This is a genomic window from Acidovorax sp. FHTAMBA (genome assembly GCF_038958875.1).
Taxonomy (GTDB): Bacteria; Pseudomonadota; Gammaproteobacteria; order Burkholderiales; family Burkholderiaceae_C; genus Acidovorax.
Genome location: NZ_CP152407.1, coordinates 3,942,984 through 3,958,494, shown reverse-complemented (window position 1 = coordinate 3,958,494; position 15,511 = coordinate 3,942,984). Strand labels below are relative to the sequence as shown.

Sequence of the window (15,511 nt, the reverse complement as noted above, 5' to 3'; positions counted from 1 at the left end):
CCAAAAAGAAAACCGCTCACCGGATACCGGTGAGCTTGTGAGTTTGCAGGCTCAGGCGCCATGCGGGGTGGGCCAGGCAGGCGTCAATGCAAGCGGCAGTGTTCTGTCGCTGCAGAAGGCCATCCATGGGCTGCAGAAAGCGGTGGGTGAACTGCGTGTCCTGCTCCAGCGCCTGCAGGTCAAAGCCCGGCTGGGGCCACACGAGCTTCAGTTCCTGCCCGCTGCGCTGCACCCACGGGGCACCCGCCTTGGGGCTGATGCACAGCCAGTCGATGCCCTCGGGCGCAATCACGGTGCCGTTGCTTTCAACCGCAATGCGAAATTGCTGCGCGTGCAGCGCGTCGATGAGTGCCGTATCGACCTGCAGAAGGGGTTCTCCACCCGTCAGCACCACCAGGCGATGGCCCGCGCCTGCAGGCCATTGGGCGGCGATCAATTCCGCCAGTGCCGTGGCCGTTTCGAACTTGCCGCCCAGCGTGCCGTCGGTGCCCACAAAGTCGGTGTCGCAGAACTGGCAGATGGCCTGCGCGCGGTCCTGCTCGCGGCCAGTCCAGAGGTTGCAGCCCGCAAAGCGACAGAACACCGCGGGTGTGCCCGCCTGGCCGCCTTCGCCTTGCAGGGTGTAGAAAATTTCTTTGACGCTGTAGGTCATCGGGCCACCGGTGGTACGAGAAGGGTGGGGGCCGCAGGCGCGGCCATCTCGGGGTAATCGCGGCTGAAATGCAGGCCCCGGCTTTCGCGGCGCAGCTGGGCGCTTTTCACGATCAGGTCGGCCACCTGCACCAGGTTGCGCAGCTCCAGCAGGTCGCGCGTGACGTGGAAATGGGCGTAGAACTCCTGAATCTCGCCCTGCAGCATGGCAATGCGGTGGGCGGCACGTTCCAGGCGCTTGTTGGTACGCACGATGCCCACGTAGTCCCACATGAAGCGGCGCAGCTCGTCCCAGTTGTGGGAGATGACGACGGATTCATCCGCATCGGTCACGCGGCTGTCGTCCCAGGCGGGAACGGTGGGCAGTTCCGTGGTCGGGGCTGCTGCGATGGCCTGCGCGGCGGCGCGGGCGAACACCATGCATTCGAGCAGCGAGTTGCTGGCCAGGCGGTTGGCGCCGTGCAGGCCGGTGCAGGCCACTTCGCCCACGGCGTACAGGCCGGGCAGGTCGGTGCGGCCCGCCAGGTCGGTCAGCACGCCGCCACAGGTGAAGTGGGCGGTGGGCACCACGGGGATGGGCTCCTTCGTGATGTCGATGCCCAGCGACGCGCAGTGGGCCAGGATGTTGGGGAAATGCTCCTGCAAAAACGCGGGGCTCTGGTGCGAGATGTCGAGGTGCACGCAATCGAGGCCGTGTTTCTTCATCTCGAAGTCAATGGCGCGGGCCACCACGTCGCGCGGGGCCAGTTCGGCGCGCGGGTCGTGGTCGAGCATGAAGCGCGTGCCGCCGGCAGAGGGGGGCAGCTTGAGTTGCCCGCCCTCGCCGCGCACGGCCTCGCTGATGAGGAAAGACTTTTCGTGCGGGTGGTACAGGCCAGTGGGGTGGAACTGGATGAATTCCATGTTCGCCACGCGGCAGCCCGCGCGCCAGGCGGCGGCAATGCCGTCGCCCGTGGCGGTGTCGGGGTTGGTGGTGTACAGGTACACCTTGCCTGCGCCGCCCGTGGCCAGGATGGTTTGCGGCGCGCGGAAGGTGACGACCTCGTCGGTGTCGCTGTCGAGCGCATACAGCCCCAGGCAGCGGTTGCCAGGCAGGCCCAGCTTGCGCGTGGTGATCAGGTCCACCAGCGTGTGCTGCTCAAACAGCGTGATGCCGGGCGTGCTGCGCACCACGTCGATCAGTGTGCGCTGCACGGCCGCGCCGGTGGCATCGGTCACATGGGCAATGCGGCGCGCGCTGTGGCCGCCTTCGCGCGTCAGGTGCAGCTGGTCGCCTTCGAGCGTGAAGGGCACACCCAGCTTGCGCAGCCAGGCAATCGAGGCGGGGGCGTTCTCCACCACAAAGCGTGTGGTGGCCAAATCGCACAGGCCTGCACCGGCCACCAGCGTGTCTTCGATGTGCGCGGCAAAGCTGTCGTCGTCAGCCAGCACGGCGGCAATGCCGCCCTGGGCCCAGCCGCTGGAGCCATCTTGCAGCGTGCGCTTGGTGATGACGGCCACGCGGTGCGTGGGCGCCAGGTGCAGCGCGGCCGAGAGGCCGGCGAGGCCGCTGCCTACGATGAGAACGTCGAAGTCGTGGGGTGCCATGGCTTGCGGGTGAAGAAAGGGGTAGCGCCACGGCCACCGGCCAGGGCGGTGAACAGGGGAGCCAGCCTAGACCGGCGTGTAAGCGAGGCGCACGTAAATGGGGGCAAAAGCCTCGGCCTGCGTGATCTCGATCAGCGTCTCTTTGGCCAGCTCCAGCAGCGCAATGAAGGTCACCACCAGCACAGTGCTGCCTTTTTCGGGCTCAAAGAGTTCTTCAAACTCCACAAAGCGGCGGCCCTGCAGCGTTTTGAGCACCATGCTCATGTATTCGCGCACCGAGAGCTCCTCGCGCGTGATCTTGTGGTGCTGCACCAGCTTGGCGCGCTTCAGAATGTCGCGCCAGGCGTCCTGCAGTTCCACCACGTGCACGTCCGGAAAGCGTGGCTGCAGGCTTTGTTCGATGTAGACCTGGGCCTTCAGGAAGTCGCGGCCGTACTGCGGCATGTGCGACAGGCGCATGGCCGCCATCTTCATTTGCTCGTATTCGAGCAGGCGGCGCACCAGCTCGGCGCGGGGGTCTTCGGGCTCCTCGCCTTCGGCCTGCTTCTTGGGCGGCAGCAGCATGCGCGACTTGATCTCGATGAGCATCGCCGCCATCAGCAGGTACTCGGCTGCCAGCTCCAGGTTGCGGCTGCGGATCTCGTCCACATACGCCAGGTACTGCTTGGTAACCCCCACCATGGGGATGTCGAGGATGTTGAAGTTCTGCTTGCGGATCAGGTACAGCAGCAAATCGAGCGGGCCTTCGAAGGCTTCCAGGAAGACTTCGAGCGCATCGGGCGGGATGTACAGGTCTTGCGGCAGCGCAAACAGCGGCTCGCCGTATAGGCGTGCCAGCGCCACCTGATCCACCACCACGGGCATGCCTGCCGCGTCCAGCGCGGACAGATCCGGCGAATCGGCCACGTTGGCTTCGTTCGCTGTGGTCATGGTTTGCTATAAAAAAATGAGCTACTAGAGCTTATTGAATAAGCGCTAGAGGCCATTTTGATGCTTAATCTGCGTTGGTCTGGTAGACGTACGGCTTTTGCTCGACCTGGCCTTCGCGGTACTCGGTCCAGATGCTGCGGTCTACCTTCTTGTCCCACAGCAGGGCACGGCCGGCCTGCTGCTGCTGGTCCAGTTCGGGGCGGCTGGCCTTGAGCTGGTTGATGAACTGCGTGGCGTCGGACTGGTAGTCGGGGCGGCGGAAAATGGACATGGACTGTTAACCTCTCTGCGTCGGATTTTACCGGAACGATCCCATGGCCCTGATTTATCGCTCCTCAGCCCTCGTGGCTGCCGCCTTTTCCCTGCTGGCGCTGACGGCCTGCGATCCGCAGCGCATCAGCGAGCTTCAGCCGGGCGTTTCCACCGAGGCCGACGTGCGCGACCGTTTTGGTATCCCCGAAAACGTCTGGGACGAGCCCGGTGGCGCGCGCACGTTGGAATACAACCGCCAGCCCGCAGGCCAGCTGAACTACATGATCACCATCGGCCCGGACGGGCGCCTGACCGCAGTGCGCCAGGTGCTGACACCCGAAAACTTTGCGCGCGTGCAGCCCGGCATGCGCATGGACGAGGTGCGCCGCCTGCTGGGCAAGCCCGCCAAAGTCACGCCCTACGCTCTGAAAAACGAGACCTGGGCCGAATGGCGCTTTCTCAAGCCCCCGGGCGAGGCGCAGATGTTCAGTGTGGTCCATGGGCCGGACCACGTCGTGCTGCGCACCCAGACGGGGCCGGACACGGAGGCGCCCGAGTTCCGGGGCAGCCGATAGGCAGGACACAGGCAGGACACAGGCAGGACACAGGCAGGACACAGGGGGCCGTGCCGCCAGTCAGACCTGCGCCCCCATCCCCCCTTGCGCCGCCAGCCGGTCGGCAAAGCCGGAGCGCTCGATCAGTGAGCGCGGTTGCTCATGCAGGTGCGTCAGGCTCAGGCGCCCCCCGCGGGCGGCCACGGCCCGCAGGATCTGCTCCAGCGCATCGAGTCCGGTGGTGTCCAGCGCCACCAGTTCGCAGGCGTCCAGCACCACGTCCATGCCGGGCGGGCCGGTCTCCACGGCCTGGATGATGGGGTCGATCTTGGCGGCAGCGCCAAAAAACAGCGCCCCGTGCAGGCGCCACGTGGCCACCGGGCGCGTGGCGGCGGTGGCCTGCGAGGCCAGGTCGGCACCGGGCGGTGGCGCGGCATCGGGCTGGCGCACGGCGCGAAACAGCCCGCTCATGCGGCGCACAAACAGCGCGCAGGCCATGAACAGGCCCACCTCGACCGCCACGGTCAGGTCAAACACCACGGTGAGGAAAAACGTGCTCAGCATGAGCAGCCGGTAGTGGTTGCTGAAGTGTTTGAGGCGCACAAACTCGTGCCACTCGCCCATGTTCCAGGCCACGTACAGCAGGATGCCCGCCAGCACCGCCAGCGGAATGTGCAGCGCCAGCGGCGCCGCCACCAGCACGATGATCGCCAGGGTGGCTGCGTGCACCATGCCCGCCACCGGGGATGTGGCGCCCGAACGGATGTTGGTCACCGTGCGCGCAATGGTGCCCGTGGCCGGCATGCCGCCAAAAAACGGCACGATCATGTTGGCCGCGCCCTGGGCCATCAGCTCCTGGTTGGGGTCGTGTTTTTTATGGTGCGGGTCGGTGGCCAGCTGGTCGGCCACGCGCGCGCACAGCAGCGACTCGATGGCGCCCAGCAGCGCAATCGTCAGCGTGGGGGTGACCAGCAGCCGCACTGTCTCCCACGAAAAATCGGGCAGGGCAAACACCGGCAGCCCCTGCGGAATGCCGCCAAAGCGCGAGCCGATGGTCTCTACCGGAAATCCCAGCCCCCAGGCCAGCAGGCTCAGCACCACCAGCGCCACCACGGGGGCGGGCACGCGCGCAAAGCGGCGCACCGTGTGCCCCTCCATCAGGCGGATCACCGGCGAGCCCTTGAGAAACAGCCGTGGCCAGAGGAACAGCAGCGCCACACACGCCAGCCCCAGCCCGAACGCATAGGGGTTGAAGGTGTCGATGTGCTGCGCCAGCGCGCTCACCTGCGAAAAGAAATTGCCCGGCATGCGATCGATCGACAGGCCCAGCCAGTCCTTCACCTGCGACAGCGCAATCAGCACCGCAATGCCGTTGGTAAAGCCGATGACGATGCTCACCGGCACAAAGCGCACCAGCGTGCCCAGGCGGAACAGCCCCAGCAGCACCAGCAGCACCCCCGCGCAGGCGGTGGAGATCAGCAGGTTGGCCACGCCGTAGCGCTCCACAATGCCGTACACGATGACGATGAACGCGCCCGCCGGCCCGCCAATCTGCGCGTTGGTGCCGCCCAGCGCCGATATCAAAAAGCCCGCGATGATCGCCGTCCACAGCCCCGCCTCGGGCTTGAGGCCACTCGCAATCGCAAACGCCATGGCCAGCGGCAGCGCCACGATGCCCACCGTAACCCCCGCACCCACATCGGCCAGCCAGCGGCTCTTGGTGTAGTCACGCAGGGCGTCGATCAGGCGGGGGCGAAAAGCGGCAGAAAACTGCATGAGGGCTCCGGTGTGAGGGAACAGCACGTGCGGCGCACCTTGTGTTCACCGCGCAGGACGGACCCCGTGCGCGCACGGGGAGCCGCTGGTGCGAGGGGCGTGGGTTCCGGCATGGAGCCAACCAGTGTAGTGAGCAGGGCTTGCGCTGCAACCGATGGCAACCCCAACTGTGCGCGTGCGCCACGCCCGGCATGGCACCATCAGCGTGGTGTCAGGCTAGTGCGTTAAGCACTACAAGTTTGATAGCTGCTGGCGCTCGATGGATAAGCGCCGGGGCCTGAAAAGCCTAAAATTTCCCGGAGTTCTGGCGGCACACAGGCGGCTGCCCTCTGGCGCAATGCTTGCTAGTCTGTACACCCAGACTTCGGCCGTGCGGGCGCCCGCCCCGCTGTTCTTCCCTTTTGCACAAGACTTCTGCCACCACCATGCAACCGCCCACCGCTCCCCCAGTGCCTTCGCTGCGCCACGGCATGTTTGAAGATGCGCAGGCGCTGTTCGCCGGCACCCTGTTTGTGGCCATGGCGCTCATGCTGTTCAACCAGGCGGGGCTGCTGGTGGGCGGCACGGCCGGGGTGGCGTTCTTGCTGCACTACGTCACGGGCATCTCGTTCGGCAAGCTGTTCTTTGTGGTCAACCTGCCGTTCTACTGGTTTGCCTGGACGCGCATGGGCCACGAGTTCACCATCAAGACCTTTGTCTGCGTGGGCCTGCTGTCGCTGCTCACCGAGCTGTTCCCGCACGTGATGCACGTGGACTACCTCAATCCGCTGTTCGCCTCGCTGCTGGGCGGCCTGCTGCTGGGCACGGGCTGCCTGTTTTTGGCGCGCCACCGCTCCAGCCTGGGCGGCGCCACCGTGGTGTCGCTGTACCTGCAGGCGCGCTACGGCATGCGCGCGGGCAAGGTGCAGATGATGATCGACGGCTCCGTGGTGCTGCTGGCGCTGTTGGTGGTGCCACCCGAGCGCGTGGCGTATTCGGTGCTGGCCGTGCTGGTGATGAGCGGGTTTGTGGATCAGCCACCGGCCGGGGCGGTACGTGGGGCATTGAGGGGCCGCCCCACATGACGCCGCCATCAACAACAAAGGCCCGTGAAGGGCCTTTGTTTCGGGGTGGGGCGTCTGTGCGCTCAGCGCACGCGCATGCCGGGTGTTGCGCCGGGCCAGGGGTTGAGCACGTAAATGCCCGGGTTGGCCTTTTCGTCGCCGTGACTGGCGGCCAGCACCATGCCTTCGGAGACGCCGAACTTCATCTTGCGCGGGGCGAGGTTGGCCACCATCACGGTGTGCTTGCCCACCAGGTCTTCGGGCTTGTAGGCGCTGGCAATGCCGCTGAACACGTTGCGCAGGATGGGACGTCCTTCCAGGTCGGGGCCTTCACCCACATCCAGTGTCAGGCGCAGCAGCTTGGTCGATCCTTCCACCGGTTCGCAATTCACGATCAGCGCAATCCGCAGGTCGATCTTGGTGAAGTCGTCGATGGTGATGGTGGGGGCTACTTCCTCGCCACCAGGATGGGAATTGGCTGCTACGGTTTCAGTAGCTGCTGGCGCTTGTTCTGCTTGCGCTGGGGGCTCAAACAAGGCTTCGAGCTGCTCAGGCGTCACGCGCTGCATCAGGTGCTGGTAGGGCTGGATGGCTTGCACGTCCCCCGCCACGTTCCACTGCTGCATGTTCACCCCCACAAAGCCTTGCACCGCCTGGGCCAGCCCCGGCAGCACAGGTGCCAGGTAGCGGGTGAGCGCGGCAAAGGCGTTGACGAGCACCGAACACACCTGGTGCAGGGCCTCGTTGTTGGCAGCGTCCTTGGCCAAGTCCCAGGGCTTGTTCTGGTCCACATAGGCGTTGACCTTGTCGGCCAGCAGCATGATCTCGCGCGTGGCCTTGCTGTACTCGCGGGTTTCGTACATCTGCGCGATGGCATCGCTGGCGCCGCGCACCTCGGCCAGCAGGGCAGCGCCTGTAGCGCCAAAGTTGCTGGTCAGCTTGCCGTCAAAGCGCTTGGTCAAGAAGCCCGCTGCGCGGCTGGCAATGTTCACGTACTTGCCGATCAGATCGCTGTTCACCCGCAGCATGAAGTCTTCGGCATTGAAGTCGATGTCTTCGTTGCGTGCCGACAGCTTGGCGGCCAGGTAGTAGCGCAGCCACTCGGCATTCATGTTCAGGCTCAGGTACTTGAGCGGGTCCAGGCCCGTGCCGCGGCTCTTGCTCATCTTCTCGCCGTTGTTCACCGTGAGGAAGCCGTGCACGAACACGTTGTTGGGCGTCTTGCGGCCACTGAAGTGCAGCATGGCAGGCCAGAACAGCGTGTGGAAGGTGACGATGTCCTTGCCGATGAAGTGGTACTGCTCCATGGCCGGGTCGGCCATGTAGGCGTCGTAGCTTTCGCCGCGCTTTTCCAGCAGGTTCTTCAGCGATGCCAGGTAGCCCACGGGCGCGTCCAGCCACACGTAGAAGTACTTGCCGGGCGCGTCGGGGATCTCGATGCCGAAGTAGGGCGCGTCGCGGCTGATGTCCCAGTCGCCCAGGCCTTCGCTGGTGGTGCCGTCGGGGTTGGTGCGGACGGTGAACCATTCCTTGATCTTGTTGGCCACCTCGGGCTGCAGCTTGCCATCCTGCGTCCAGTTTTCCAGAAACTCCACACAGCGCGGGTCCGACAGCTTGAAGAAGAAGTGCTCCGAATTCTTCAGCTCGGGCTTGGCACCCGACAGGGCGGAGAACGGGTTGATCAGGTCGGTGGGTGCATAGACCGAGCCACACACCTCGCAGTTGTCACCATACTGGTCCTTGGCGTGGCACTTGGGGCACTCGCCCTTGATGTAGCGGTCGGGCAGGAACATGTTCTTCTCGGGATCGAAGAACTGCTCGATGGTCCGCACCTCGATCAGGCTGCCGTCGGCGCGGTCGCGCAGGTCGCGGTAGATCTGGCGGGCCAGTTCATGGTTTTCGGGCGCATCGGTGCTGTGCCAGTTGTCAAAGCTGATGTGAAAGCCGTCCAGGTACTGCTTGCGGCCCGCAGCGATGTCGGCCACGAACTGCTGGGGCGTTTTGCCCGCTTTTTCGGCGGCAATCATGATGGGCGCACCGTGGGTGTCGTCCGCACCCACAAAGTTGACAGCGTTGCCCTGCATCCTTTGGTACCGCACCCAGATGTCGGCCTGGATGTATTCCATGATGTGGCCAATGTGGAAGTTGCCGTTGGCGTACGGCAGGGCGGTGGTAACGAAGAGTTTGCGGGCGGAGGTCGTCATGGGATGCGGCTTTCTCAGGCGGAACCCGCGATTTTAGGCGGTTGTCATGAAGCCATTCAGTGCAGGACAGATGGAGGCATGGGGAGATCGAGCGAGTGCACATCACTTGCATCTGTTTGTAGATGGCGCCGGTCATAATGCACAGCATCTCTCGCTGCGGTGCGTCCGTTTTCCCTCCAGCACACTCCCACTCTCTATACGAGTCCCGTTCATGCACCAGCATCTCAGTTTTACTTGGTTCGGTACCTCTTGCGCTTAGCCACGCTCATCATTGAGGTTGCGGCGACGATGTGTTTCGCGATGTCCGTGCGCGCTGCCCCCGTCATCACTACCATTGCGGAAGAACCGTTTGCCTACGCGGGCGGGGTATCTATTGGCGGCTTGAGCGGTGGCTCTGGCTGGAGCGCAGCGTGGACCGCTGGGCTGCGTCAGCACCGGGTCAATGCGACGAGTCTTGCCTTGCCGGGTTTGAGCAGTTCTGGCGGCAAACTCGTGGACAACGGCAATGCCGTGCAGGTTAGCTTCAACGCACGGACGTTGCCCATGCAGAACGCCGGCGTTGTCTTCGTCCAGTTCTTGGCCCAGTTTGGTACCCAGTCCATAAATGGCACACCCCAGATCCGGCTCTTCAACTCGGTCACCAACGCAAACGCCGCTGCGGTGGGTAACAACGGCCAGTGCGGCGGCAGTCCGGTTTTCGCGCTTTTCGGTCCCGATCTGGTGACGGGCCCTTGCAGCACAGTGGCCCTGAGCACGCTCAGTGTGATTGTGCTGCGCATCAATTACACAGCAACGAGCACCAGCATGTGGGTGTTGCCGAACCTCAGCGGCTTTGACTACCTCAATCCGCCCACGCCCTCGGTAGTGTACGCGGGGCTGGCGGTTCCATTCGACACGGTTCAGGTCGTGACGCGCGCGCCGGCGCAGCTGGATGAATTGCGAATTTTCACGGTGGCGCCTGCACCAGCGCCCGCGCAGCCGACACCCGTTCCACTCATGTCATGGCCTGCACTGGGTCTGTTGTCAGGACTGGTGGGTTTGTTGGGGTGGCGTCGCCTTGGCGGCTTTCGAGCTTGATCGGCGCCGCTTGGTGCTGCTGGGGTTGTGGGACAGATACGTTCATTCGTGCAGACGTGTTTTCACTTCTGCCCCCCCATCCGTCCACCCAAAAAACCGGCACACCTCCCCCCGCATGGCCAGTGTGTCCGCCCGGCCCAGCGCCATCAGCTCCTGGGTGTAGTTGGCCTCAAACAGCAGGTAGCTGGCCAGCGCCGCGCCGCGCACATCGGCCATGTTGGTGGTCACGCCCAGGGCGCCCAGCATGGTGCGCACGGGGCGGGGCAGATCGCCTACGTGGCGGGCGGCCACGGCGTCCAGGCGTTGGGATGGCGCAATCACCAGCAGCTCGATGGGGCGCAGCGCGCTGTGCAGTCGCTTTTCTTCGGGAATCAGCGACAGGGTCTGGTTGATGCGCTGCACGCGTTCCACGTCCACGGCCAGTGCATCCAGAAAAATGTTGGACAGCGCATGCCCCGCGATCTGCGCCAGGGTGGGGTAATTGGGCGTTGGGTTGGCGGCGGCATCGCCCTTGGGCTCGTGCATGCGGCCCGCGCCAATCACCAGGATGCGCTCGGCCCCCAGGTGGATGGCGGGGGCAATGGGGGCTGACTGGCGCATGGAGCCGTCGCCAAAGTATTCGGTGTGCCCGTCCACTTCGATGCCCTTGGCCGGGAAGATGAACGGAATGGCCGAGGACGCGAGCAGATGCTCGTGCGTGATGCGGTCGCTGGCGGCCTTGCGCTGCGAGCGCACCCACGGCTTGACGGGCGAGGCCGCCTCAAAGAACGTGACGTGCTCGCCCGAGCTGTAGCTGGAGGCGGTGACGGCCAGTGCGGTGAGGTGGCCCTTGCGGATCAGCCGGGGCAGGCGCACCAGCGGCACCATCTTGACCAGGAGTTTTTCCAGCGGAGAGTTGTCCAGCAGCGAGCGTGGCCGCATCCGGCGCCAGCGGGCCAGCGCCCAGCCCAGCGACACCAGCGTAAGCCAGCGCGCGCCGCTGCGCATCACGCTGAGTGAATCCGCGCCATACACATGGTGGGCATGGAACTGGCGCCACACCCGCGCGATGCGGCGCACGGCTCGGTCAAAGTTGTCGGCGCCACACGCCAGCGCGGCGGCGTTGATGGCACCCGCCGAGGTGCCGGTGATGATGGGGAAGGGGTTGGGGCCGCCCCCCTCTCCACAGGCCTGGCGCAGGTCGGCAATGGCTTCCAGCACCCCCACCTGGTAGGCAGCCCGGGCGCCGCCGCCGGTCAGCAGCAGGCCCGCAGGGCGTGACGGGGAGGCTGGCGGGGTTGCATCGGGGCTGGCTGGGGTGGGCATCGGTGGGGTGGCACAAGCGGGGAAGATAGTCCCGAGTGTGGAGGGCGCCCCGCGCGGCACCATGTGGGAAAACCCGAGGGCCGGCGGCGGGCCTGCCGCGCGGGTGGGATGGGATTACCGGGCCGCCAGCAGCAGGCGCGCCACGCCTTCGCCTTGCAGCACGGTGATGCCGTGGTCGCGCGCGAAGGCACGCGCGTTGTCGCTCAGTTGCCCCTGGGTGACCACATACACGCCGGCCGACGCATCGCGCGCCTGCATGGCAGCGTGCAGATCGCGCAACGGCTCCACGCCATGGGTGGCCGCCTTCCACCGGCGGGCGCTGACCAGCGTCGTTTTGCCGCCGAGGATCAGCGCCATGTCGGCCGCGCCGCCCGGCTTGAGGCGTTCTACCGTGCAGCCCTCGCGCACCCACGCGGCTTCCAGCGTGTCGGCAAAGCTGCGCCACGGCATGCTGCCCACGGCGTCCAGCATCTCGGCCACCTTGGCGGGGCTGGGCGCGCGCAGCTGGCGCCATGCGGCGATGCAGCCCACCACAAAAATGGGAAACCCGGCCAGCGAGCCCACCAGGAAGTACTCCTTGGGCAGCAGCGCACCCGACACCAGTGTGATGAGGCCCACCACCACAAAGCTGATCCACCACGGCGAGCGCAGCAGCACCGCAAACAGGGATTTCTCGGCCATCTTGAATTTCACGGGGGTCCTTTACGTTCTGTCTGTTTCTCGCCGCGGCAGCGGGGTGGCCGCGGGCGAAGCGTGCGCATTGTCCTTCAGCGGCAGGGGGCGTGAGCTTGGGAATAGACTACCGGCCCCACAGGAGTTAATTGAATGGCAGTCACCGAACAGGGCCTTTTGGCCGCACTTTCCAGCGTGCTGGACCCCCATACGGGCAAGGATTTTGTCAGCACCCGCGCCCTGCGCAACCTGCAGATCACCGGTGGCGACGTGGCCTTTGACGTGGAGCTGGGCTACCCCGCCAAGAGCCTGGTGCCCGAGCTGCGCCGCCAACTGGTGGCCGCCGCAAAGGGCGTGGCGGGGGTGGACAACGTGTCGGTCAACATCACCACCAAGGTCATCGCCCATGCCGTGCAGCGCGGCGTGCAGCTCTTGCCGCAGGTCAAGAACATCATCGCCGTGGCCTCCGGCAAGGGCGGTGTGGGCAAGAGCACCACGGCCGCCAACCTGGCCCTGGCCCTGGCGGCCGAGGGCGCCAGTGTGGGTGTGCTCGACGCCGACATCTACGGCCCCAGCCAGCCCATGATGCTGGGCATCAACCGCCGGCCTGAGAGCGACGACGGCAAGACCATGGAGCCGCTGGAGAACTACGGCGTGCAGGTCATGTCCATCGGTTTCCTGGTGGACCAGGACGAAGCCATGATCTGGCGCGGCCCCATGGCCACGCAGGCGCTGGAGCAGCTCTTGCGCCAGACCAACTGGAGAGACCTGGACTACCTCATCATCGACATGCCCCCCGGCACCGGCGACATCCAGCTCACCCTGAGCCAGCGCGTACCCATGACTGGTGCTGTCATCGTCACCACGCCGCAGGACATCGCCCTGCTCGACGCCAAGAAGGGCATCAAGATGTTCGAAAAGGTGGGCGTGCCCATCCTGGGCATCGTCGAGAACATGGCGGTGCATGTGTGCAGCAACTGCGGCCAGGTGGAGCACATCTTTGGCGCCGACGGCGGCAAGAAGATGGCGGCCGACTACGGCATGGACTACCTGGGCGCGCTGCCGCTGGACATGAGCATCCGCCTGCAGGCCGACAGTGGCAAACCCACGGTGGTGGCCGACCCCGACGGGGATGTGGCCAAGATCTACAAGAAGGTGGCGCGCGACGTGGCGGTGAAGATCGCGCAGCAGGCCAAGGACTTCTCCAACAAGTTCCCCACCATCTCGATCAGCAAGAACACCTGATCCTCCTGATCTGCCGCGCTGCGCTATGAACCTGCTCGCGTCCCTGCGCTACCTGGTGGCGCTGCACGAGCACCGGCACTTTGGCCGGGCTGCGCAGGCCTGCCACATCACGCAGCCAGCGCTGTCCAACGCGCTGCGCGCGCTGGAAAAGGAGTTTGGCGTGGTGGTGGTGCGCCGGGGCCGCAGCTTCGAAGGCTTCACGCCCGAGGGCGAGCGCGTGCTGGCCACCGCCCAGCGCATGCTGCACGAGCACCAGGTGCTGCAGCAGGACCTGAGCAGCGACGCCGCCCACCCGCGCGGCACGCTGCGCCTGGGCGCGGTGCCCACCGCCATGCCCATCCTGGCGCGGTTTGCGGCGCAGCTGCAGGCACGGCACCCGGGCATCGTGCCGGTGGCGCTGTCGATGAGCTCGCAGGCGCTGGAGGCGGGGCTGGAGAGCATTGCGCTGGACCTGGCGCTGGGCTACACCGAGCGCATGCCTGCACGCGGCGGGCCATTGCGTGCTTGGCCGCAGTATGTGGAGCACTACTTTCTGCTGCGCCGAGCCCCTGCCGCCAACGTGCGCGGCTTGCAGATCGGCGACCCCATGCATTGGGCCGATGCCGCACGCCTGCCACTGTGCTTGCTTACCCCCGAGATGCACAACCGAAGCCTGGTCGATGGCGCCTTCCGCGCTGCCGGCGCCACGGTGATGCCTGCGATGGAAACGGATTCGGTGCTGACCCTGGCGCTCAGCGTGGTGGCGGGCCATGTGTGCAGCGTCCTGCCCGGTGCGCTGGTGGACGCCGTGCGCGGCCATGATGGACTGGAGGCCCTGCCGTTGACGAGCCCGGTGCTCACCACCCCCATTGGATTCATGTCGCACCGGCAGGTGCAGCCCACCCGGGCGCTGGATGCGGCACTGGCGCTGGCGCAAGATCGTGAGTGGTTGCAGCACGCCGCAGCGCACAGCGGATTGCTGGCGGCGGAGCCGCTGTAGGTGCAGGTTTCTCGGGCCCTACCCACGCGAAATGGGCCGGGCCGCCCCAGTGCTGTAGCCACGCGTCGCTGCCACGCGATGAAGGCCGGCGCACCCACCAGCTCCAGCACCGTGAAACCGATAAATGGCGCGGGTGGCAGGCCCAGAAAGGCCATCGACAGCGCCCGGCCCACGCCGCCTAGAAACACCGCGCCCCACAACACCGCAAACATCCGCCCCTCGCGGTCGATGCGCGGCACCAGCGACCACATCGCCAGGCCCAGCCCCAGCCACACGCCGCCAAAAAAGCGCAGGTTGCCGTCGAGCAGCGCATCGCGCGGCAGGCCGCTGGTGCGGTAGATCGGGTCGTAGATGCCCATCATCGTCAGCACGCCAGTGGCAACTGGGATCAGCGCCATCACGGCGGTAGTGGCTTGGAGCAGGCGTCGGGTCATGGTTTATCTTTACGTTGTCAGGATTGGGTATTGTTGGGGTGTATCTTGACTGTGTCAAGATTGCCGCCATGAACTCAGCTGAAACTCCGCGCGCCACTTACCACCATGGCGACTTGCGCACCGCACTGGTGTCTGCCGCCGAGGGCTTGCTGGCGTCCGGGGCCACGCTCAGCCTCCGCGCGGTGGCCAAAGCGGCGGGGGTGTCGCATGCGGCCCCATACCACCACTTCGCCAATCTGGATGCGTTGCTGGCTGCCGTGGCCACGCGCGGTTTTCACGACCTGGCGGCCGACATGGAGGCCGCACACCCCGGTGTGGACACCGCCGCCAGACTGGTGGGGCACTGCACCGCCTACGTGGCCTTTGCGCTCGCGCGTCCTGCCGCGTTCCGGCTGATGTTCAGCCCGCTGCTGCAACACAAGGCCGACCACCCGGCGTTGCGGGCGGCGGCGGACGGGTCTTTTGAGGTGCTGCGCAAAGCCGCCCATGCCCATGTGGGCGAAGGGGCGGACGAGCTGGCACTGGCGGGGTGGAGCCTGGCCCACGGGCTGGCCAGCCTGGCGATCGATGGCGCCCTGTCCACCGCGCCCGTGTCCATGCCTTCGGCGCAAGACCTGGCGGCGCTGCTGGCGAGCCGGTTGCTGGAGAACCTGCCAACGGGCAGAGCAGGCAGTGCAGGCAGGGAAGGCGGCGGATGAGCTGCCCCCACGCTGTGCAGCGCAATGCCACGGTGCGCAGCTCATTTGTTTTTGTGATCGACCCATGTGCATCCGCAATTTGACGCACCGGGGTGCCTCGCCGA

13 protein-coding genes and 2 pseudogenes are annotated in these 15,511 nt (G+C 65.8%); 6 read left to right on the top strand and 9 right to left on the bottom strand.

From position 1 onward, the window contains the following. Positions 1 to 16: 16 nt before the first annotated feature. The 4 genes from queE to AAFF19_RS18405 all read right to left on the bottom strand — a co-directional run bounded on the left by queE (position 17) and on the right by AAFF19_RS18405 (position 3,439). The gene (queE, locus tag AAFF19_RS18420; RefSeq protein WP_008903450.1) at positions 17 to 652 is read right to left on the bottom strand and encodes a 7-carboxy-7-deazaguanine synthase; all 636 of its coding nucleotides are present in this window, start codon (positions 650 to 652) and stop codon (positions 17 to 19) included. Then, positions 649 to 2,238, bottom strand: coding sequence for an L-aspartate oxidase (gene nadB / locus AAFF19_RS18415; protein WP_342720744.1), 1,590 nt, complete (start codon positions 2,236 to 2,238; stop codon positions 649 to 651). The genes queE and nadB overlap by 4 nt, the downstream gene beginning before the upstream one ends. A 66-nt stretch (positions 2,239 to 2,304) precedes the next feature. Further along, positions 2,305 to 3,102 carry a ScpA family protein gene (locus AAFF19_RS18410; RefSeq protein WP_237707193.1) on the bottom strand — a complete coding sequence of 266 codons (798 nt, stop codon included), beginning with the start codon at positions 3,100 to 3,102 and terminating at the stop codon, positions 2,305 to 2,307. A gap of 130 nt (positions 3,103 to 3,232) precedes the next feature. Then, the gene (locus AAFF19_RS18405) at positions 3,233 to 3,439 is read right to left on the bottom strand and encodes a DUF3460 family protein (RefSeq protein WP_008903453.1); all 207 of its coding nucleotides are present in this window, start codon (positions 3,437 to 3,439) and stop codon (positions 3,233 to 3,235) included. A gap of 43 nt (positions 3,440 to 3,482) precedes the next feature. On the opposite strand from AAFF19_RS18405, the gene AAFF19_RS18400 reads away from it, so the two are divergent. Continuing rightward, on the top strand, positions 3,483 to 3,995 hold the full coding sequence (locus AAFF19_RS18400) for an outer membrane protein assembly factor BamE (protein WP_342720743.1): 513 nt from the start codon (positions 3,483 to 3,485) through the stop codon (positions 3,993 to 3,995). A 60-nt stretch (positions 3,996 to 4,055) separates the two neighbouring features. Here AAFF19_RS18400 and AAFF19_RS18395 read toward each other — a convergent pair whose 3' ends face one another. Continuing rightward, entirely contained in the window at positions 4,056 to 5,750 is a 1,695-nt protein-coding gene (locus AAFF19_RS18395; RefSeq protein WP_008903455.1) for a SulP family inorganic anion transporter, read from the bottom strand. A gap of 425 nt (positions 5,751 to 6,175) precedes the next feature. Between AAFF19_RS18395 and AAFF19_RS18390 the strand changes: the two are divergent. After that, positions 6,176 to 6,797, top strand: a pseudogene (locus AAFF19_RS18390) (YitT family protein). 79 nt (positions 6,798 to 6,876) lie between these two features. On the opposite strand, the gene metG reads toward AAFF19_RS18390, so the two are convergent. Then, positions 6,877 to 8,997 (bottom strand): methionine--tRNA ligase, encoded by a 2,121-nt coding sequence (gene metG / locus AAFF19_RS18385; protein ID WP_342720742.1) that lies wholly within the window; start codon positions 8,995 to 8,997, stop codon positions 6,877 to 6,879. 249 nt (positions 8,998 to 9,246) lie between these two features. Between metG and AAFF19_RS18380 the strand changes: the two genes are divergently transcribed. Further along, positions 9,247 to 10,074, top strand: a complete 828-nt coding sequence (locus tag AAFF19_RS18380) for a hypothetical protein (RefSeq protein WP_342720741.1) — start codon at positions 9,247 to 9,249, stop codon at positions 10,072 to 10,074. Between the two features lie 42 nt (positions 10,075 to 10,116). Here the strand turns inward: AAFF19_RS18380 and AAFF19_RS18375 are convergent, their stop codons facing one another. Further along, the gene (locus AAFF19_RS18375; RefSeq protein ID WP_342720740.1) at positions 10,117 to 11,379 is read right to left on the bottom strand and encodes a patatin-like phospholipase family protein; all 1,263 of its coding nucleotides are present in this window, start codon (positions 11,377 to 11,379) and stop codon (positions 10,117 to 10,119) included. Between the two features lie 114 nt (positions 11,380 to 11,493). After that, positions 11,494 to 12,060 (bottom strand): restriction endonuclease, encoded by a 567-nt coding sequence (locus AAFF19_RS18370; protein WP_034692946.1) that lies wholly within the window; start codon positions 12,058 to 12,060, stop codon positions 11,494 to 11,496. Positions 12,061 to 12,204: 144 nt separating this feature from the next. On the opposite strand from AAFF19_RS18370, the gene apbC reads away from it, so the two are divergent. Together apbC and AAFF19_RS18360 are read left to right on the top strand one after the other, a co-directional pair. Then, the gene (gene apbC / locus AAFF19_RS18365; RefSeq protein WP_008903461.1) at positions 12,205 to 13,296 is read left to right on the top strand and encodes an iron-sulfur cluster carrier protein ApbC; all 1,092 of its coding nucleotides are present in this window, start codon (positions 12,205 to 12,207) and stop codon (positions 13,294 to 13,296) included. A 25-nt stretch (positions 13,297 to 13,321) separates the two neighbouring features. Next, positions 13,322 to 14,275, top strand: coding sequence for a LysR substrate-binding domain-containing protein (locus AAFF19_RS18360; RefSeq protein ID WP_008903462.1), 954 nt, complete (start codon positions 13,322 to 13,324; stop codon positions 14,273 to 14,275). Between the two features lie 44 nt (positions 14,276 to 14,319). Here AAFF19_RS18360 and AAFF19_RS18355 read toward each other — a convergent pair. After that, a pseudogene (locus AAFF19_RS18355) lies at positions 14,320 to 14,709 on the bottom strand (DUF4345 domain-containing protein); the annotation flags it as partial. Between the two features lie 68 nt (positions 14,710 to 14,777). On the opposite strand from AAFF19_RS18355, the gene AAFF19_RS18350 reads away from it, so the two are divergent. Further along, positions 14,778 to 15,407 (top strand): TetR/AcrR family transcriptional regulator, encoded by a 630-nt coding sequence (locus AAFF19_RS18350; RefSeq protein WP_342720739.1) that lies wholly within the window; start codon positions 14,778 to 14,780, stop codon positions 15,405 to 15,407. The last annotated feature ends 104 nt before the right edge of the window (positions 15,408 to 15,511 follow it).